Source organism: Streptomyces stelliscabiei (assembly GCF_014873495.1).
Classification (GTDB): Bacteria; Actinomycetota; Actinomycetes; order Streptomycetales; family Streptomycetaceae; genus Streptomyces; species Streptomyces bottropensis.
In genome coordinates this window covers 7,412,568-7,431,091 of the sequence record NZ_JADBGF010000001.1, presented here as the reverse complement: position 1 = coordinate 7,431,091, position 18,524 = coordinate 7,412,568, and the positions used below count along the sequence as shown (strand labels likewise).

Here is an 18,524-nt window from a genome sequence, read left to right as displayed (position 1 = left end):
GTGTTCCGGGCAGCGCTCGATCGCGGGCGTCTGTTGCGGACAGCATGAACGCACTCGCGACCGAACATCCAGGATACTGGACCTTTCGCCATCGGCCCAATCCGCTGTCAGCGGCCCTGTTCGTACCGGCGCAACTGCTCGGCCGTGATCATGGTGGTGTCGAAGAGACTGGTCTCGTCGAGCACGTTCGCCTGCTGCTGCGGGTACCCCTGCTGGTCCTGCGGCACCTGGTCCTGGTGCCCCTGGTTCGGGTCGTACGCGGGCTGCTGCGGGTAGCCGGCCGCGTACGGATCGGCCTGCTGGTAGCCGTAGGGGTCCGCGGCCTGCTGGGGCTGGGCGTACTGCTGCTGGTAGCCGCCGTACGGATCCTGCTGGTACGCCGTCGCCTGGTACGACTCCTGCTGCCCGCCGTACGACTGCTGCTCCGGCACCGGCCGGGACTGCTGGGCGGAGGTGTCGGAGAGGTTGGCCAGGTAGTCCGCGTCGCTGGTGAGCTGCGGGGAGGTGCCGTCGTCGTGCAGGGCGAGGGCGCCGAGGTCGTCGGAGGCGATCCGGCCGTGGAGCTTCTGGCGGCCCCGGCCGACGGCCTCCAGGGTCTTGGCGAGGACCGCCTCGAAGGCGCCGAGCTTGGCGTCGACGTAGGCGTCGGCGTCCTTGCGCAGCGTCTCGGGGTCCTGACTGCGCTCGGGGGCGTCCTCGTCCGCGTAGCCCCGCTCGTCGAGGCCGGGGCCCGTCCCGAGGAGCTTCTCGCGGCCGCGGCCCACGGAACCGAGGGTCTTGGTGAGGACGACCTCGAAGTTGGCGAGCTTGGAGTCGACGTAGTCGTCGGCCTCGGCGCGGACCTCCTCGGCCTCCTGGCGGGCCTCGCCGAGGATGCGGTCGGCCTCGTTCTGGGAGCGGCGGGCGACCTCGGTGTCGGAGATCAGGGAGCCGCGCTCGGCGTGCGCGTTGGCGACGATCCGCTCGGCCTCCTGGCGGGCCCGCTCGACCATGTGGTCACGGTCGCCGATCAGTTCCCGCGCCTGGGCGAGGGAGTCCGGCAGGGCCGCGCGCAGTTCGTCGAGCAGGGAGAGCAGTTCGGCGCGGTTGACCACGCACGAGGCCGACATGGGCATGGATCGGGCGCCGGAGACCACCGAGACGATCTCGTCGAGCTTCTTCTGCACGTCCACCGTGTGGTCCACCGTGTGCTCGCCACTCTCTACGACTGTGTTGGAGACGGTCGGGTCGACTGTACGGCCAGCGGGGGAGGTTCGTCCGCTCAGTCCTGCTTCAGGCGTTCGCCGAGGGCTTCGAGGACGAGCGGGGGCACCAGGTGGGAGACGTCGCCGCCCCAGGTCGCGACCTCCTTGACCAAGGAGGACGACAGGAAGCTGTAGGTGGGGTTGGTGGGGACGAAGAGGGTCTCCACGCCCGACAGGCCGATGTTCATCTGGGCCATCTGCAGCTCGTAGTCGAAGTCGCTGACCGCGCGCAGGCCCTTGACGATGGCCGGGATGTCGCGCTGCTTGCAGAAGTCGACGAGCAGGCCGTGGAAGGCCTCCACCCGCACGTTCGCGTACTCGGCGGTGACCTCGCGGATCAGCTCCATCCGCTCCTCGACCTCGAAGAGGCCCTTCTTGGACTTGTTGATCATCACCGCGACATAGACCTCGTCGTACAACTTGGAGGCGCGGCCAATGATGTCGAGATGCCCGTTGGTGATGGGGTCGAACGACCCGGGACAGACGGCACGGCGCACTTGGGATCCCTCGCTCTCCGGTCCGGTCATCGTGCGTCTTCGCACGTAGCGGCGGCGCGACCGTACCAAAACGTTCCCTCGCCGTAGCGACGGGCCCTGATGGCGTCGAAACCGGTCGGCCAGGCGAATTCACCGCCTCTGGTGCTGCGCTCCACGGTGACGAGGGCTTCGCCGTCGAGCCAGCCCCCGGTACGGAGTGTGAGCAGGATCTCTCGAAGATCGTCGTCCGGAACGGCGTACGGGGGGTCGAGGAAGACGAGGCCGTACGGCTCGTCCGGGGCCGGGCCCTGGACGATCTGCTCCGCTTTGCCGGATCTCACCTCGGCGCCGGGGAGGCCGAGCGATCTGACGTTGTCCCGGATCGTGCGGGCCGCTCGCGCGTCGGCCTCGACGAGGAGGGTGTGGCCGGCGCCCCTGGAGAGGGCCTCCAGGCCGACGGCGCCCGAGCCGGCGTACAGGTCGAGGACCCGTTCGCCGTGCAGCGGGCCGCCGAGGAGGGATTCCCAGGTGGAGAAGAGGCCCTCGCGCGCGCGGTCGGAGGTGGGGCGGGTGCCTGTCCCCGGCGGGACCGCCAGGCGGCGTCCGCCGGCTGTGCCGGCGATCACGCGGGTCATCGTGGGTCCTTGTTCGAGGGCGGGGTCACGGGTCCAGTCTGGCAGCCGGAGGTGGGGGGTGCGTGCGGGTACCGGGAGGGTGACCGCTGTCGGTCGGGGATGCGGGAGGAGCGCGAAACGGGGCTGCCGGTGTGCCGTCTGCGCGGACAGCACCGTTTTCGGCTGCGGGCGGGTGGGGCTGGTCGCGCCGTTCCCCGCGCGCCTGGAGAACAGGGGTTGCGCCCACTGCCGTTCAGACTCCCAGGCCCGCAGGGTCTGGGGTTTTCGGGGGCGCGCGGCCTGGGTTCTCAGGGGCGCGGGGAACGGCGCGAGAAGCCCCACCGGGCCCGCGGCCGCCCCTCAGCCCTTGTCCAGGTACTGCTCCCGCTCCTCGTCCAGCAGGGCGTCCAGTGCTGTCCGTAGCGCTGGGAGGTGCTCCAGGTCCGGGTCGGCCGCCACCACCGCGGCCGCCTCCTCCCTGGCCTCCGCGATGATCTCCTCGTCGTCGATGACGGTCAGCATGCGCAGGCTGGTGCGGGCGCCGGACTGGGCCTGGCCGAGGACATCGCCCTCGCGGCGCTGTTCGAGGTCGATGCGGGAGAGTTCGAAGCCGTCGAGGGTGGAGGCGACGGCGCCGAGGCGCTGGCGGGCCGGGCTCGCCTCGGGCATCTCGGTGACCAGGAGGCAGAGGCCGGCGGCGGAGCCACGGCCCACCCGGCCGCGCAGCTGGTGGAGCTGGGAGACGCCGAAGCGGTCGGCGTCCATGATCACCATGGCGGTGGCGTTCGGGACGTTCACGCCGACCTCGATGACCGTGGTGGCGACCAGGACATGGGTCTCGCCGGCGGCGAAGCGGCGCATGACCGCGTCCTTGTCGTCGGGGTGCATCCTGCCGTGCAGGACCTCGACCCGCAGGCCCTGGAGCGGGCCCTTGGAGAGCTGGTCGGCGACGTCGAGGACGGCGAGGGGCGGGCGCTTCTCCGCCTCGTCCTCGGGGGACTTCCCGCCGGCCTTCCTCGAACCGGCGGGTTCGTCGATGTCGTCCCCGATGCGGGGGCAGACGACGTACGCCTGGTGGCCGTTCTCCACCTCCTCGCGCACGCGCTCCCAGGCGCGGGCGAGGAAGTGCGGTTTGTCGGCGGCCGGGACGACATGGCTGGCGATGGGCGAGCGGCCGGCCGGGAGCTGGTCGAGGACCGAGGTGTCCAGGTCGCCGAAGACGGTCATCGCGACCGTGCGCGGGATGGGGGTCGCCGTCATCACGAGGAGGTGGGGCGGCTGTTTGCCTTTGCCGCGCAGGGCGTCGCGCTGCTCGACACCGAAGCGGTGCTGCTCGTCCACGACGACCAGGCCCAGGTCGTGGAACTGCACCTTGTCCTCGATCAGGGCGTGCGTGCCGATGACGATGCCGGCCTCGCCGGTGACCAGGTCGAGCAGCGCCTGACGGCGGGCGGCCGCTCCCATCGAGCCGGTGAGCAGCACCACCTTGGTGGCGTGCTCGACGCCGCCCAGCATGCCGCCTTCCGCCAGCTCGCCCATCATCTCGGTCACCGACCGGTGGTGCTGCTGGGCGAGCACCTCGGTGGGCGCGAGCATCGCGGCCTGACCGCCCGCGTCGACGACGGCGAGCATGGCGCGCAGCGCCACCATCGTCTTTCCCGATCCGACCTCCCCCTGCAGCAGCCGGTGCATCGGGTGCTCGGTGGCCAGGTCGTCGAAGATCTCCCGGGAGACCTTTTGCTGGCCGTCGGTGAGGGTGAAGGGGAGGCGGGCGTCGAAGGCGGTGAGGAGGCCGTCGGGGGCGGGGCGGCGGGCGACGGCGGGGAGTTGGGAGTCGGCGTGGCGGCGGCGGGCGAGGGCGACCTGGAGGACGAAGGCCTCGTCCCACTTGAGGCGGTCGCGCGCGCTGTCCCTGTCCGCCTTGGTGTGGGGGCGGTGGATCTTCAGGAGGGCCTCCGGCAGGGAGACCAGGCCCCTGCCCTCCCGCAGCGACTCGGGCAGTGGGTCCACGGCCTCCTGGGCGCTCGGCAGGACCGTCTGGACGGCCTTGGCGATCTTCCAGGACTCCAGTTTGGCGGTGGCCGGGTAGATCGGGATGAGGGCTCCGGCCCAGGTGTCGACGGTCTCGGTGACGTCGTCCCCGCGCAGCAGCTCGTAGGCGGGGTGGGCCAGTTGGAGGCGGCGGTTGAAGACGGAGACCTTGCCGGCGAAGAGGGCGCGGGTGCCCGGGAGGAGGTCCTTGTGGGGCTTGTGGACGCCGTGGCCGAAGAAGACGAGCTGGAGGCGGCCGCTGCCGTCCGTGATGGTCACTTCGAGGCGCTGGCCCTTGCCCCGGGGAGCCTTGGCGGAGGCGAAGGTGTGCAGGCGGGCGTCGGCGACCTGGGCGACCACCGTGACGTGCTCGTCCATGGGCAGGTCGGCGAGGTGGGTGAGCTGGCCGCGCTCCTCGTACCTGCGGGGGTAGTGGTGCAGCAGATCCCCGACGGTGTGCAGGCCGAGGTGCTCGGCCATCACCTTCGCGGTGGCGGCGCCGAGCGAGTTCTTGAGCGGTTCTTCGAGCGCGGGCACGAGATCCATTGCACACCACGCCACTGACAATCCCGTAGAGGTACGTGAAATCCGCTGGTCAGGCGGGTCGTTCGCGCCTAGGATGACGCTCTCCCGGGCCCAGCCGAGTCAGGGTCCGTACCGCCTCCCGTCCGCGGTCACCTTCTCCCGGGACCGCCCGACCCCGCCGCCGTCGCCAGAATCCCCTCCACCGGCGCTGCGACGATGGATTCAATGACCTCACAGTCATCCCAGGCACCCCAGACCCCTCCGGCGCCCCAGTCGCCTCATACCTTCCAGGTCGATCTGCGCGGCCTGGTGGATCTGCTCTCGCACCACCTCTATTCCAGTCCGAAGGTCTACCTGCGCGAGCTGCTGCAGAACGCCGTGGACGCGATCACCGCCCGCCGCGCCGAGCAGCCCGGCGCGCCCGCCCGGGTGCGGCTGTTCGCCGAGGGCGGCGCGCTGCGGGTGGAGGACTCGGGTATCGGGCTCACCGAGGCCGATGTGCACAGCCTCCTCGCCACGATCGGGCGCAGTTCCAAGCGCGACGACGGCGGCATACAGGAGGTCCGTTCGGACTTCCTGGGGCAGTTCGGCATCGGGCTGCTGGCGTGTTTCGTGGTCGCCGAGCGCATCCGTGTGGTCAGCCGCAGCGCCCGTACGCCGCAGGCGCCGCCGGTGGAGTGGACGGCGGCGGACGACGGCTCGTACACCGTGCGGACCCTGCCCGACGAGGCGCGTGTCGAGCCGGGCACGACCGTGCACCTGGTCGCGCGGCCCGGAGCCGCCGAATGGCTCGCCCCCGCGCGCGTGCTGACCCTGGCGCGGGACTTCGGGTCGCTGCTGCCCTACGACGTCCGGGTGGGCGACGAGGCGGTCACCGATCTGCCGGCTCCCTGGGACCGCGCGTACCCCTCCCCCGCCACCCGGCGGGTGGCCCTGGCCCGGCACTGCCACGACCTGTTCGGGTTCACCCCGCTGGACTCCATAGAGCTGAACGTGCCGCTGGCCGGGATCCGGGGTGTGGCGTACGTCCTGCCGGCCGCCGTCAGTCCGGCCCAGCGGGCGAGCCACCGGGTGCACCTGAAGGGCATGCTGCTCACCGAGCGGGCCGAACAGCTCCTGCCCGACTGGGCGTTCTTCGTGCGGTGCGTGCTCGACACGGACAGTCTGCGGCCCACGGCGTCGCGCGAGTCGCTGTACGAGGACGAGACCCTGGCGGCGGTGCGGGAGGCCCTGGGCGAGCGGATCCGCTCCTGGCTGAGCGGACTCGCCGCGGGTGATCCGGAGCGGCTGGCGGCCTTCCTGTCGGTGCACCACCTGGGCGTGAAGTCCCTGGCACGCCACGACAGGGAGATGCTGCGCACGATGCTGCCGTGGCTCCCCTTCGAGACGACGGACGGGCGGCTGTCCCTGGAGGAGTTCGCGCAGCGGCATCCGGTGGTGCACTTCACGCGGACGGTCGAGGAGTACCGCCAGGTGGCGCCGATCGCGTCCGCCCAGGGCGTCGGGGTCGTCAACGGCGGTTACACGTACGACAGCGAGCTGGTCGAGGCGCTGCCGTCGGTGCGGCCGGGGACGGTGGTCGCCGAGCTGGACGCGGAGACGGTGACGGCGCACCTGGACGCGGTGGACCCGGACGTGGAACTGGCTCTCGCGGGTTTCCTGTCGGCCGCGCGGGCCAGGCTCGACCCCCTGGGGTGCGATGTGGTGCTGCGGGCCTTCCACCCGCTGTCGGTGCCAGCGCTGCACCTGGACGACCGCTCCGCCCGGCACGAGCAGGCCCGCGCGGAGGCGGAGGAGCGGGCGGACGACCTGTGGGCGGGCATCCTCGGCTCGCTGCGGGGCAGCGCCCCGCGCGCGCGGCTGGTGCTCAACCATCTCAACCCGCTGATCCGGCGGATCAGTTCCCTGTCCGACCGGGAGCTGATCGGCACGGCCACCGAGTCCCTGTACGGGCAGGCCCTGCTGATGGCGCAGCGTCCGCTGCGGCCGGCGGACTCGGCGCTGCTGAACCGCGCCTTCATCGGCCTGCTGGAGTGGGCCACGCACCCCGAGGGGGACGGCCGCACGTGAGAGACGTCATGGACTTCGACGAGCTGCGCCGGGCCATGGCGGAGAACTACGAGCAGCCGGAGGGCCCCGCGCGCAACGCGCGCGCGGAGGTGCTGCTCGCGGAGGCGGAGAGGCTGAACGAGCCGCTCGCCGTGATCGAGGCGCTCGGGCACCAGCTGAAGGTCTACAACTACAGCTCCGAGAAGGACAAGATGTTCGTCCCCTTCGCGCGCCTGCTGCGCATGTGGGACGAGCGCCCGGAGGACTTCGACGAGTACGAGGTCCACTCCCTGCACTGGGTGTTCAAGTGGATGTCGGCCGGGATGCTGAACCAGCCGCACGTCCCGCTCGCCTCCATCGAGAAGTGGCTCGGCGAGATGGAGCACCGCTACCGGCTCGCCGGGCACTCGGAACGGGCCGTACGCAGCGCCGAGTTCAGCGTGGCCGCGCACGTCGGCGACCTGGCGCGGGCCGAGCGGGCGTACGGGGCGTGGCTGGCCGCCGACCGGGACGCGATGGCCGACTGTCACGCGTGCGAGCTGCACGGCCAGGGCTGGTGGCGGGCCCGGCGGCGCGAGGACGCCGAGGCGCTTCGGCTGTGGGCACCGGTGCTGGAGGGCGAGTACACGTGCGCCCACGAGCCGCACACCGTCCTGGCGTCGTCCCTGGTGCCGCTGCTGCGGCTGGGGCGCCACGACGAGGCCCGGGCCCACCATCTGCGCGGTTTCCGGCTGGTGCGGGCCATGGAGAGCATGCGGGGCGCGTACGCGGACCACGTGGAGTTCTGCGCCCTGACCGGCAACGAGGCGCGTGGTCTGGAGCTGCTGGCGGAGCGTCCGGCGTACTTCACGGACTCCGGCGACCCGCGCAGCAAGCTGGACTTCATGAGCGTGGTGGCCCTGCTCATGGGCCGCCTGTCCGCCCGTGGGTTCGCCGATCAGACGGTCCCCGGCCCCGCCGGACGCACCTGGACCGCCCGCGAACTGGCCGTCCACGCGCGCGAGGAGGCCCTTTCCCTGGCCGCTCGCTTCGACGAGCGCAACGGCACGGCGTACGTCAGCGGCCGGGTCCGGGAGCGGATGGACCGGGCGCCGCTGCTGGACCGGCTGCCGCTGGGCGTGCGCTCGGCGCGGCCCGTGGTCCCGGTGCCGACACCCCGGCAGCCGGCCGCCGAGGAGCGGACGGACACCGCCGCCGTGCCGGAGGACGACCTGCCCGCTCTCCTCGCGGAGGCTCGGCGGCTCTCCGAGTCCCTGCACCCCGGTTCCGTCGCCGCCTGGGCGGCCGTGGCGCGGGCCGCCGAGGCCGAGGGCGTGGAGCTGGAGGCCTTCGACCGCGCGGAGATCGTCGACCACGAAGCGATCGGCCGGGGGCCGGAGGGCCGCGCGCTCTTCGAGCGGGCGGCCGAGCTGTACGAGGAGGCCGGGGACCCGGGCGAGGCGTGGGCGGCACGGGCGCGCGGGGCGAACGTGCACGCGCTGACGGGCCACCCGGACGCGGCCCTGGAGTTGATCTCCGAGCCGTACGAGAAGATCCTCGTCCTGTGGGCGGACGGCGGGACGGGTGTCCGGCAGACGGCGTCCGTGCTGGTGGGGCGTGCCCGGATACTCGTGCAGCGGATGCACGAGACCGAGGACGCCGACGCGGTCCCCGCGGCCGAGGCCGCCGTGCGCGCGCTGGCGGACTTCGTCGAGCCGCGCCGCGAAGAGGATGTACGGCTGGCCTCGCGGGCCGCGGAGGCGCGGGCGATGTTCGGCGAGCTGGCCGTGCGCGCCGGGGACACGGCGGCGGCCGCCGACCTGTTCGCGGAGGCCGCGGAGCGCTATGTGACGGCCGGGCTGCCGTGGTTCGCGGTGCAGTACGAGGCCCGGCTCGCCGGGGTCGCGCAGCACCTCGGGGACCTGGAGACGGCCGAACGGGCGGCGCTGGCGGCGCTGGAGCACGGCGGGTCGGACCTGGAGCCGGTGGGCCACGCCCAGCTGCATCTCCAGCTGGCCGAACTGCTCGGCGCCGGCGAGCGGGTGGAGCCGGCCTTCGCACACGCCCTGGAGGCGGCGCACTGGGCCGACGAGGCGGGCGAGGGGCCGACGCTCGGCGCCTGGGCCCGGCATCTGCTCGGCGGGTTCCTGCTGCGGCTGGGGCGGTGGGCGGAGGCGGCCGAGGTGCTGGAGTCGGCCCTGTCGGATCTCACTGCCGAGACGCACGGGGACGGGGCCCTCGCCCAGACCCTGTGGTGGCTCGGCGACTGCCACACGGAGCTGGGTGAGCACCGCGAGGCCGCCGAACGGTGGCTGCGGGCCGCCGACATCGCCCGGCACTGGCCCGAGCAGCGCGACCACGCCATGCTCGCGCACCTCGCGGCGGAAGCGCTCGCGCGCGCGGGGCTGCCCGCCGAGGCCGACCGGGCGTACGCCCGTGCCGTCGACCTCTGGGGCGAGCTGGGGAACGTCCACGGGTACGTCCGGGCGCTGCGGGCGCGGGCCTGGTACGCGGCACGGGAGGGTCGCGAGGGTGCGGCGGGCTCCGCCCCGGAGGAGGCGCGGGAGCTGATGGGCGACGCGGTGGTGGGCTGCGAGGCGGCGCTGTCCGACGTGAGCGGTGAGGAGAACCGGCGGCGGATCGTCGCGGAACTGGGCGAGACGTACCGGCAGTTCGGCGACCTGCTGGCCCGTTCCGTGGCCGAGGACGCGGAACTCGTCTCCTTCGGGCCGGTGTTCGAGGAGGCGCTCGTTTTCGTCGAGCGGGCGGTGGCCGTGTACGGCTCCCTGGGCGGGGAGTTCCTCGACGCGCGGACCGCGGCCGAGCTTGCGGCGGGGTGGCTGGAGGTCGATCTGGGGCGCTCGGAGGCGGCCGTGGAGCGGGCGCGGGGGGTGTCGGCGGCGTTCGGTGATCGTGAGGACGAGACGGCGGGGGCTCGGCGGGCGGAGGCGGAGCGGTTGATCGTGGCGGCGGAGGGGACGGGGGCGGGGACGGGGGCGCCGGGCTGAGCCGGAGTCCGGGGGTGCCCCGGGGATTTCGCCCCCGCCGCCCCTACCCATCCCATCCCAGGGGCTGCGCGCCCCTTCGACCCCCGTCACAGACTCGGGGCTCCGCCCCGGACCCCGTTCGCGCAGTCCCCCGCACCCCTGAAAAGCGTCAGGGCCCCGGGCCCCGGACAGACTGCTACTCCACGCCGATCAGCAGCAGCGACCCCTGCCGGCCGCCCCGGTACACCACCGTGTCGACCGCCAGGTGCTCCCGTACCCGGGTCTCCACGTGGTCGACGACCTCGGTGGGGGCCTCGTCGCCCAGGACGAGGGTGACCATCTCGCCGCCGGCGGCGAGCATCCGGTCGACCACGGCGGCGGCCGTGAGCGTGACGTCGGAGCCGATGACGGCGACATCGCCGTCGATGAGGCCGAGGACGTCCCCGGCCTGGCAGATGCCGGCCATGGTCCAGGACTGGCGTTCGGCGATGACGACCTCGGCGTAGCGCGTGGCGCCGGCGGCGGACGTCATGGAGACGACGTCCTCGTCGAAGCGGCGGTCGGGCTCGTGGACGGCGAGGGCGGCGATGCCCTGCACGGCCGAGCGCGTGGGGATGAGGGCGACCCGGACGCCCTCCGTACGGGCCTGCTCGGCGGCGGCAGCCGCCGTGTGGCGCAGGTCCGCGTCGTTGGGCAGCAGCACCACCTCGCGCGCGTGGGCGCGCCGTACGGCCTCCACCAGCTCCCCGCTGGCGGGCGGCTCCCCGGGGCGGGCCAGGACCGTGGTCGCGCCCGCCTCGGCGTACAGCCCGGCCAGCCCCTCCCCCGGCACGACGGCGACGACGGCCCGCTGGGCGCGCTCGCGCGGCGGCCGTCCGGCCTCACCGGTCACATGGGCGTCCTCGGCCCCGAAGTGCGTGATCCGGATGCGGTACGGCCGCCCGGCCTCGACGCCCGCCTCCACCGCGGCCCCGGCGTCGTCGACGTGCACGTGCACGTTCCACAGTCCGTCGCCGCCGACCACCACGAGCGAGTCGCCGAGCGCGTCCAGCCGGCCCCGCAGGCGGGCCACGGCCGCGTCGTCCGCCTCCAGGAGGTAGATCACCTCGAACGCGGGGCCCCCCGCGTCGGGCCGGTCGTCCACGCACACCTCCGCGCCCTTCGCGGCCTCGGCCACGCGCGCGCGGCCCCCGGCGAGGGCCACCGCCCTCGGCGCCTCCCCCGTGAACGTCTCCACCAGCGCCGCCAGCACCGCCACCAGGCCCCGTCCGCCCGCGTCCACGACGCCGGCGCGGGCCAGGGCCGCCAGTTGGCCCGGGGTCGCCGCCAGGGCCGTACCGGCGCCCTCGTAGGCGGAGCGGGCGACCGCGGCGCAGTCGCCCTCGGTGCCGGTGGCCGCGTCGGCCGCCGCGGCGGCGACGGTGAGGACGGTGCCCTCGACGGGATGGGCGACGGCGTCACGGGCGGAGTCGGCGGCGTGCCGCAGCGCGAGCCGCAGACCCCGGCCGTCGGTGTGAACCGCCTCACTGTCGTCGGAGAGGACCTGGGACATGCCCCTCAGGAGCTGGGCGAGGATCGTCCCGGAGTTCCCCCGGGCCCCGATCAGGGCCCCGTGCGCCATGGCCCGCGCGGCCTCGGCGAGCGTGGGTCCCCCCTCGCCGGCCGCGGGAGCGCCGGCCTCGTGGCCCGCGAAGACCGCTTCCACGGCCGCCGCCGCCGACTCCATGGTCAGGTACAGGTTCGTGCCGGTGTCGCCGTCGGCCACCGGGTACACGTTGATGGCGTCGATCTCCTCGCGCGCGCGTCCCAGCGCCGCCAGCGCGAGTGCGCACCAGGTGCGTACCGCGAGAGCATCGAAGAATGTCTGCGGCACCTGCGGCACCTGCGCCTCCTTGAGCTGCTTGGCTGCTGGACGTGGGACCGGGGGACGCCGCACGCCGCTCGCAGCGTAGACCCGCGGTGGTGACCGCCGGTAAGGGGGCCGGGACGAGGCCCCGACCAGCCATGGTAGTTTCGTTGTACGGACGCAGTCGTTGTATGCTGCTCCGGTTGTCCGATTCGGATCGCTGATCCAAACCGGACTCTCCCCCTGGCAACGCCACTCAGATCCCCGTCAAACGGGATCGTGATCCCGGCATGCCGGGATCAACCGTAAGTGCATCTGAAGTCTTTGGAGTGACCCGTGGCTGCCAACTGCGACGTCTGCGGCAAGGGGCCGGGCTTCGGCAACAACATCTCGCACTCGCACCGCCGTACGTCCCGTCGCTGGAACCCGAACATCCAGCGCGTGCGTACCGTGGTCGGCGGGACGCCGAAGCGCGTGAACGCCTGCACCTCGTGCATCAAGGCCGGCAAGGTCTCGCGCTGACGCTCAGCTAAGCGCGCGGCCACTGCTGGTTCGCTGCTCAGAGCCGGTCCACCGTCAGGTGGGCCGGCTTTTTGCCATGCCCCGGCCGTTCGCCGACCACCCGATGCCCGTCCGTCCGGCGGCCGTCCGCTCGATGCCCGCCCTGTTCGGGCGCCTCACCGAGCGGTCGGCGACCGACGTCAGCCCGCCGGAGCGGATCGTGTGAGAGCCCAGCCGTGGTCGACGGGACCGATCCCGTCGCCGAGCGCGAACCCGGCGGCGATCGCCCCGGTGACGTACTCCTTGGCCGCCGTCACGGCCTCCGGCACACTCAGTCCCCGCGCGAGGTGCGCGGCGATCGCGGAGGCGAGGGTGCAGCCCGTGCCGTGCGTGTGCCGGTTGTCGTACCTGCGGGCGCGCAGCCAGTGCTGCTCCGAGCCGTCGGTCAGGAGGTCCACGGCGTCACCCGGCAGATGCCCGCCCTTGATCAGCGCCCACCGGGGCCCGTACGCCAGGACGGCCTCGGCCGCCTCGCGCATCCCGGCCTCCGACCGGACCTCGACGCCGGTGAGCTGGGCGACCTCGTCGAGGTTCGGGGTGGCGACCGTGGCCGTCGGCAGCAGCCGCGTCCGTACGGAGTCCAGCGCGGTCGCGGCGAGGAGCGGGTCTCCGTGCTTGGAGACGCCGACCGGGTCGACGACGACCGGTGCGTCCGTGGCCGCCAGCAACTCGGCGACCGCCTCGACGAGTTCGGCGGAGGCGAGCATGCCGGTCTTGACCGCCTGGACGCCGATGTCGTCGACGACACTGCGGTACTGGGCCCGTACGGCTTCGACCGGCAGTTCCCAGGCTCCCTGCACGCCCCGGGAGTTCTGCGCGGTGACCGCCGTGACGACGCTCATGCCGTGCACGCCGAGCGCCAGCATCGTCTTCAGGTCGGCCTGGATACCGGCCCCGCCGCCGGAGTCGGACCCGGCCACGGTGAGGACGCGCGCGGGAGCCGGGGTCATGACTCGATGTCCCCGAAGTGGTCCCAGCCGCCCTTGCTGGTCCAGGGCGCCCCGTCCACGGTCACCTGGGGCAGTGCCGAGGGGTTGAGGACCTCGCCGATCACCTTCCACCGCGCGGGCAGCTTCACGTCGGGCGGGAAGGTCGCCACGATCGCGTGGTCCTCGCCGCCGGTGAGCACCCACTGGAGGGGGTCGACGCCGACGGCCTGACCGATGTCGTGCATCTGGGTCGGGATGTCGATCGCCCCGGAGCGGATGTCGATCCGGCACTTGCTCGCCTCCGCGATGTGCCCCAGGTCCGCGATCAGCCCGTCGCTCACGTCGCACATCGCGGTCGCGCCGAGGGAGGCGGCCGCCGGACCCGCGTGGTACGGCGGTTCGGGGCGCCGGTGGGCCTCCACGAAGGCGCGCGGCGAGCGGAAGCCGCGGGAGAGCACCGCGTGCCCGGCGGCGGACCAGCCGAGCCAGCCGGTGACCGCGACGGCGTCACCGGGCCGGGCTCCGCCCCTGGTCACGGGTTCGTGGTTGCGCAGATCACCGAGGGCGGTGATGGAGATCATGATGGTGTCGCCGCGGACGACGTCACCGCCGACCACGGCCGCGCCGGCGACCTGGCACTCGTCGCGCAGGCCGTCCATCAGCTCGGTGGCCCAGGTCACCGGAAGGTCGGCGGGCGCGACCAGACCGAGCAGCAGGGCGGTGGGCACGGCCCCCATGGCGGCGATGTCCGCGAGGTTCTGGGCTGCGGCCTTGCGCCCGACGTCGTACGCCGTGGACCAGTCGCGCCGGAAGTGCCGCCCCTCCAGGAGCAGATCGGTGCTCGCCACGACCCTGCGGTCCGGCGCCGCCACCACGGCCGCGTCGTCGCCGGGACCGACCCGGACCGCCGGGGTGGTGGTGAGCCGGGAGGTGAGCTCCCTGATGAGCCCGAACTCCCCCAGCTCTCCCACGGTGCCCTTCATCGTCGTATCGCCCCTTCTCGTGGCGTTTGCAGTGTCACTCGCGCCCGGTCGCGGGCCGTTGTCGTCCTCGGTACGGTCGAGTGGACCGTCAACTTCCGTCGTCCGCGCCCCCCGGTGCGTGCGGCGCGGCCTCCAGGGGTCTCCCCCCGGCGCCCGACGACGCGATACCGTGGCGTTCCTTTTCCCGACATGATCCACATGATCCTCGTGGCCGCCCTGGAGGTTCCGTGGTACAGGCGTACATCCTGATCCAGACGGAGGTCGGCAAAGCGTCGACCGTCGCCGACACGATCAGCAAGCTCCCTGGCGTCGTCCAGGCCGAGGACGTGACAGGTCCCTACGACGTCATCGTGCGCGCCCAGGCCGACACCGTCGACGACCTCGGTCGGCTGGTGGTCGCGAAAGTCCAGCAAGTGGACGGGATCACCCGCACCCTGACCTGCCCGGTCGTGCACCTGTAGCCCCCGTCTACCCTTGGCCGGTGAACTCGTTCCGTCACCGGCGCGCCGCTCGCCTCGGGCTGCCCGTCCTGGCCGTGTCGTTGATCGCCGTCGTGGGCTGCTCCTCAGCAGACGACGGCGGCTCGGCGGCGGTTCCCAGCGCTGGGGCTGCCGCCGTGAAACTGTGCCAGAACCTGGACGAGATGTTGCCGCGCGAGGTGGACGGTCTCGACCGCCAGGATCCGCAGCCGGCCTCCGAGCTGACGGCGGGCTGGGGTGACGCGGTGATCATACTGCGCTGTGGTGTCCCCCGGCCGCCGAAGATGATCGACCCCGGGGTGGCGGAGGGACGCGATGCCGATGCCGTGGCCGGGGCCGTCGACGGGGTGGACTGGCTGATGGAGAAGCGGGAGGGTGGCGCCTACCGCTTCACCACGGCCAATCGCTCCGCGTACGTGGAGGTGACGGTGGCGGCCGAGCGGGCCGCCGAGGACACGTCGCCGATCCTGGTGGGGCTGGCGCCTGCCATCAAGAAGGCGGTTCCTGAGGGGGTCGCCTCCTGAGGGGGTGCCTCGGGAGGCCGTCGGGAGGATGCGGGCCGGCCTGTGGCTGGTCGCGCGGTTCCCCGCGCACCTTTTGAGCCTCCGGCCCATCAAGGGCCCGCCTCAGCGCAGGCCCGTCGGACGGTGCAGCGCCGCCTGGATCAGGCGGTCCACCAGCTCCGGGTACGCGATGCCGCTCGCCTTCCACATCGCCGGGTACATCGAGATCGGCGTGAAGCCGGGCAGCGTGTTGATCTCGTTGATCACGAACTCGCCGTCCTCCGTGAGGAAGAAGTCCGCGCGGACCAGGCCCTCGCAGGACGCCGCGTCGAAGGCGTCGACGGCGAGCCGTTGGACCTCGGCGGTCTCCTCCGGCGTCAGCGGCGCCGGGACGATGCCGGGGGTCGAGTCGATGTACTTGGCGTCGAAGTCGTAGTACGCGTGCGCCTCGGGGGGCGGGATCTCGGCGGGGACGGAGGCGCGGGGACCGTCCTCGAACTCCAGGACGCCGCACTCGATCTCACGGCCTCGCAGGGCCGCCTCGACCAGGATCTTGGGGTCGTGGCGCTGGGCCTCGGCGATCGCCTCGTCGAGACCGGCGAGGTCGTCGACCTTGGTGATGCCGATGGAGGACCCCGCGCGGGCGGGCTTCACGAAGAGGGGCCAGCCGTGCTCACCGGCGAGGTCGATGATCTTCTTGCGGGCGGCGGCCTCGTCCAGCTGCCACTCGCGCGGCCGGATGACCACGTACGGGCCCACCTTCAGCCCGAAGGAGGTGAACACCCGCTTCATGTACTCCTTGTCCTGGCCGACCGCCGAGGCGAGGACGCCCGAGCCGACGTAGGGGACCCCGGAGAGTTCCAGCATGCCCTGGAGGGTGCCGTCCTCGCCGTAGGGACCGTGCAGGACGGGGAAGACGACGTCGACCTCGCCGAGCGCCTTGGGGACCGATCCGGGCTCGCTGTAGACGACTTCGCGGTTGGCAGGGTCGACGGGGAGCACGACGCCGCCCTCGCGCGACTCCGCGAGTTCCTCGACGCTCGGCGTACGGCGGTCGGTGATCGCCATGCGGTCCGGTTCGTCGGCGGTGAGGAACCAGCGGCCCTCCCGGGTGATACCGATCGGCAGGACGTCGTACTTGGTCCGGTCGATGGAGCGCAGCACGGCGCCGGCCGTGACCACGGAGATCCCGTGTTCCGAGCTGCGGCCGCCGAAGACGACGGCCACGCGCGGCTTGCGGGACGGCTGCTCAGGGCTCTGGGGGAGGTTCTCGGTGCTCATATCGCGTCGAGAGTACCCGTTGGTACTGGGCCAGTCAGTGCCCATACGGTCGCTTTCGCTCAGCGTCGCTCCGGCTTGGCGCTGCGCGACATCATCTCCTTGAGGGCGACGACCGGCGGCTTGCCGTCGTGCACGATGTCGACGACCGTCTCCGTGATGGGCATGTCGACGCCGTGCCGACGCCCCAAGTCCAGTACGGACTCACAGGACTTGACGCCCTCGGCGGTCTGCTTCGTGACCGCGATGGTCTCCTGGAGGGTCATGCCCTTGCCGAGGTTGGTGCCGAAGGTGTGGTTGCGGGAGAGCGGCGAGGAACAGGTCGCCACCAGGTCGCCGAGTCCCGCGAGTCCGGCGAAGGTGAGCGGGTCGGCGCCCATCGCGAGGCCGAGGCGGGTCGTCTCGGCGAGACCGCGCGTGATGAGCGAGCCCTTGGCGTTGTCGCCGAGGCCCATGCCGTCCGCGATGCCGACGGCGAGACCGATGACGTTCTTCACCGCGCCGCCCAGCTCGCAGCCGACGACGTCGGTGTTGGTGTACGGGCGGAAGTACGGGGTGTGGCAGGCGGCCTGGAGCCGCTGGGCGACGGCCTCGTCGGTGCAGGCGACCACGGAGGCGGCCGGCATCCGGGAGGCGATCTCGCGTGCCAGGTTGGGCCCGGTGACGACGGCGACCCGGTCCTGCCCGACCTTGGCGACGTCCTCGATCACCTCGCTCATCCGCATGGCGGAACCGAGTTCGACGCCTTTCATGAGCGAGACGAGGACGGTGTCGGGCGCCAGCAGCCCGGTCCAGTCGGCGAGGTTGGCGCGCAGCGTCTGGGAGGGCACGGCGAGGACGGTGAAGTCGGCGTCGGCGGCGGCCTCGGCGGCGTCGGCGGTGGCCCGCAGGTTCTCCGGGAGTCGCACCCCGGGCAGGTAGTCCGGGTTGGTTCGGGTGGAGTTGACCGCGTCCGCGAGTTCCGGACGCCGCCCCCACAGCACGGTGTCGCATCCCGCGTCGGCGAGCACCATGCCGAAGGCGGTGCCCCACGAACCGGTGCCGAACACTGCCGCCTTGACCGGCTTGCTCACTTGCCCTGCCCCTCTTCCTGACGTCGCTGTCCCCGCAGTGCCCCATTGTGCTGCTCGGGCCGCCGGTGCTCGACCGCGGCGGCGCTCCTGCGCCGCTGCTCGATCCGCTCCCGCTTCGGGTCGTACGGGGTCTCGGGTGCCCGCTCGCCGCGGATCTGCTCCAGCTGGCGGGTGACGGCGGCCATGATGACCTCCGTGGCGTCCTTCAGCAGGTCCGGGCTCATCTCCTGGCCGTAGAAGCGCGTGAGGTCGACGGGCGGGCCCGCGAGCACGTGGTGGGTCTTGCGCGGCAGGAGATGGGGCTTCTTCGCGTACGGCGGCAGCAGCTCGTTGGCGCCCCACTGCGCGACCGGGATCACCGGGCACCTGGTCTGCAGGGCGACCCGCGCGGCGCCGGTCTTGCCGGTCATGGGCCAGCCGTCCGGGTCGCGGGTCAGGGTGCCCTCGGGGTAGAAGGCGACGCACTCGCCGCGCTCGACGGCTTCGATGGCGGCCCGGAAGGCGCTCAGCGCGTCGGTGCTCTCGCGATAGACGGGAATCTGACCGGTGCCGCGCATCACGGCACCGATGAATCCCTTGCCGAAGAGACCGCTCTTCGCGAGAAAACGCGGAACCCGGCCGCTGTTGTACTGATAATGGGCGTACGCAAAGGGATCGACATGCGAATTGTGGTTCACGGCGGTGATAAATCCACCCTCGGCCGGAATGTTCTCCATTCCACGCCAGTCCCGCTTGATCAGCACCACCAGGGGCGGTTTGGCGATCACCGCGGCGAGGCGGTACCAGAAGCCGATTCTCCGGCGGGGCACGCGGACACCTTCCTCTAGGACTTCCCAGGGCCTGTTCCGGGGGCCCGGAGCCGCACAAGTGTCGCCCCGGGCTGCCGGTCTGTCGAGAACACCGTACGCCCCGCCCTACGGCCGCCCATTGCGCCCAGGTGACAATGGCGGCGACAAGAGAGGGACGG

Annotated in this window: 16 protein-coding genes; 6 read left to right on the top strand and 10 right to left on the bottom strand. The window is 72.6% G+C overall.

The window, feature by feature from the left end:
- Positions 1-107 precede the first annotated feature (107 nt).
- The 4 genes from H4687_RS33045 to recG all read right to left on the bottom strand — a co-directional run bounded on the left by H4687_RS33045 (position 108) and on the right by recG (position 4,911).
- Positions 108-1,172, bottom strand: a complete 1,065-nt coding sequence (locus tag H4687_RS33045; protein ID WP_192781833.1) for a cell division initiation protein — start codon at positions 1,170-1,172, stop codon at positions 108-110.
- 89 nt (positions 1,173-1,261) lie between these two features.
- A complete protein-coding gene (gene coaD / locus H4687_RS33040; RefSeq protein ID WP_005479853.1) occupies positions 1,262-1,741 on the bottom strand; it encodes a pantetheine-phosphate adenylyltransferase in 480 nt (159 codons plus the stop codon).
- A gap of 26 nt (positions 1,742-1,767) precedes the next feature.
- Positions 1,768-2,355, bottom strand: coding sequence for a 16S rRNA (guanine(966)-N(2))-methyltransferase RsmD (gene rsmD, locus H4687_RS33035; protein WP_046914202.1), 588 nt, complete (start codon positions 2,353-2,355; stop codon positions 1,768-1,770).
- Between the two features lie 339 nt (positions 2,356-2,694).
- Entirely contained in the window at positions 2,695-4,911 is a 2,217-nt protein-coding gene (gene recG / locus H4687_RS33030) for an ATP-dependent DNA helicase RecG (protein ID WP_046914201.1), read from the bottom strand.
- 195 nt (positions 4,912-5,106) lie between these two features.
- Here recG and H4687_RS33025 point away from each other — a divergent pair, with 195 nt between their 5' ends.
- Together H4687_RS33025 and H4687_RS33020 are read left to right on the top strand one after the other, a co-directional pair.
- Positions 5,107-6,960 (top strand): HSP90 family protein, encoded by a 1,854-nt coding sequence (locus H4687_RS33025; RefSeq protein ID WP_179860003.1) that lies wholly within the window; start codon positions 5,107-5,109, stop codon positions 6,958-6,960.
- Between the two features lie 8 nt (positions 6,961-6,968).
- Complete coding sequence (locus tag H4687_RS33020; RefSeq protein WP_192781832.1) at positions 6,969-9,926, top strand: tetratricopeptide repeat protein; 2,958 nt, start codon at positions 6,969-6,971, stop codon at positions 9,924-9,926.
- Positions 9,927-10,101: 175 nt separating this feature from the next.
- Here the strand turns inward: H4687_RS33020 and H4687_RS33015 are convergent, their stop codons facing one another.
- A complete protein-coding gene (locus tag H4687_RS33015; RefSeq protein ID WP_050398710.1) occupies positions 10,102-11,787 on the bottom strand; it encodes a DAK2 domain-containing protein in 1,686 nt (561 codons plus the stop codon).
- 300 nt (positions 11,788-12,087) lie between these two features.
- Here H4687_RS33015 and rpmB point away from each other — a divergent pair, with 300 nt between their 5' ends.
- Positions 12,088-12,273: a 50S ribosomal protein L28 gene (gene rpmB, locus H4687_RS33010; RefSeq protein WP_003993230.1), complete on the top strand. Its 186-nt coding sequence runs from the start codon at positions 12,088-12,090 to the stop codon at positions 12,271-12,273.
- A gap of 76 nt (positions 12,274-12,349) precedes the next feature.
- On the top strand, positions 12,350-12,478 hold the full coding sequence (locus H4687_RS47605; RefSeq protein ID WP_257034341.1) for a hypothetical protein: 129 nt from the start codon (positions 12,350-12,352) through the stop codon (positions 12,476-12,478).
- Here the strand turns inward: H4687_RS47605 and thiD are convergent.
- Both thiD and H4687_RS33000 read right to left on the bottom strand, forming a co-directional pair.
- Positions 12,453-13,262, bottom strand: coding sequence for a bifunctional hydroxymethylpyrimidine kinase/phosphomethylpyrimidine kinase (gene thiD / locus H4687_RS33005; protein ID WP_046913025.1), 810 nt, complete (start codon positions 13,260-13,262; stop codon positions 12,453-12,455). The two genes, H4687_RS47605 and thiD, sit on opposite strands and share 26 nt — an antisense overlap.
- The gene (locus H4687_RS33000) at positions 13,259-14,224 is read right to left on the bottom strand and encodes a thiamine-phosphate kinase (protein ID WP_046913024.1); all 966 of its coding nucleotides are present in this window, start codon (positions 14,222-14,224) and stop codon (positions 13,259-13,261) included. The genes thiD and H4687_RS33000 overlap by 4 nt, the downstream gene beginning before the upstream one ends.
- Before the next feature lie 227 nt (positions 14,225-14,451).
- Between H4687_RS33000 and H4687_RS32995 the strand changes: the two genes are divergently transcribed.
- A complete protein-coding gene (locus H4687_RS32995) occupies positions 14,452-14,685 on the top strand; it encodes an Lrp/AsnC family transcriptional regulator (RefSeq protein WP_005479877.1) in 234 nt (77 codons plus the stop codon).
- A gap of 20 nt (positions 14,686-14,705) precedes the next feature.
- Positions 14,706-15,227, top strand: coding sequence for a DUF3515 family protein (locus H4687_RS32990; protein WP_046913023.1), 522 nt, complete (start codon positions 14,706-14,708; stop codon positions 15,225-15,227).
- A 102-nt stretch (positions 15,228-15,329) separates the two neighbouring features.
- Here H4687_RS32990 and H4687_RS32985 read toward each other — a convergent pair whose 3' ends face one another.
- Genes H4687_RS32985 through H4687_RS32975 form a run of 3 tightly spaced genes read right to left on the bottom strand, consistent with a single transcriptional unit; the run spans position 15,330 to position 18,366 of the window.
- Positions 15,330-16,487: a D-alanine--D-alanine ligase family protein gene (locus H4687_RS32985; RefSeq protein WP_046913022.1), complete on the bottom strand. Its 1,158-nt coding sequence runs from the start codon at positions 16,485-16,487 to the stop codon at positions 15,330-15,332.
- Between the two features lie 59 nt (positions 16,488-16,546).
- Positions 16,547-17,557, bottom strand: a complete 1,011-nt coding sequence (locus tag H4687_RS32980; RefSeq protein WP_046913021.1) for an NAD(P)H-dependent glycerol-3-phosphate dehydrogenase — start codon at positions 17,555-17,557, stop codon at positions 16,547-16,549.
- Positions 17,554-18,366 (bottom strand): lysophospholipid acyltransferase family protein, encoded by an 813-nt coding sequence (locus tag H4687_RS32975; RefSeq protein WP_046913020.1) that lies wholly within the window; start codon positions 18,364-18,366, stop codon positions 17,554-17,556. Before H4687_RS32975 ends, H4687_RS32980 begins: the two co-directional genes overlap by 4 nt.
- Between the last annotated feature and the right edge of the window lie 158 nt (positions 18,367-18,524).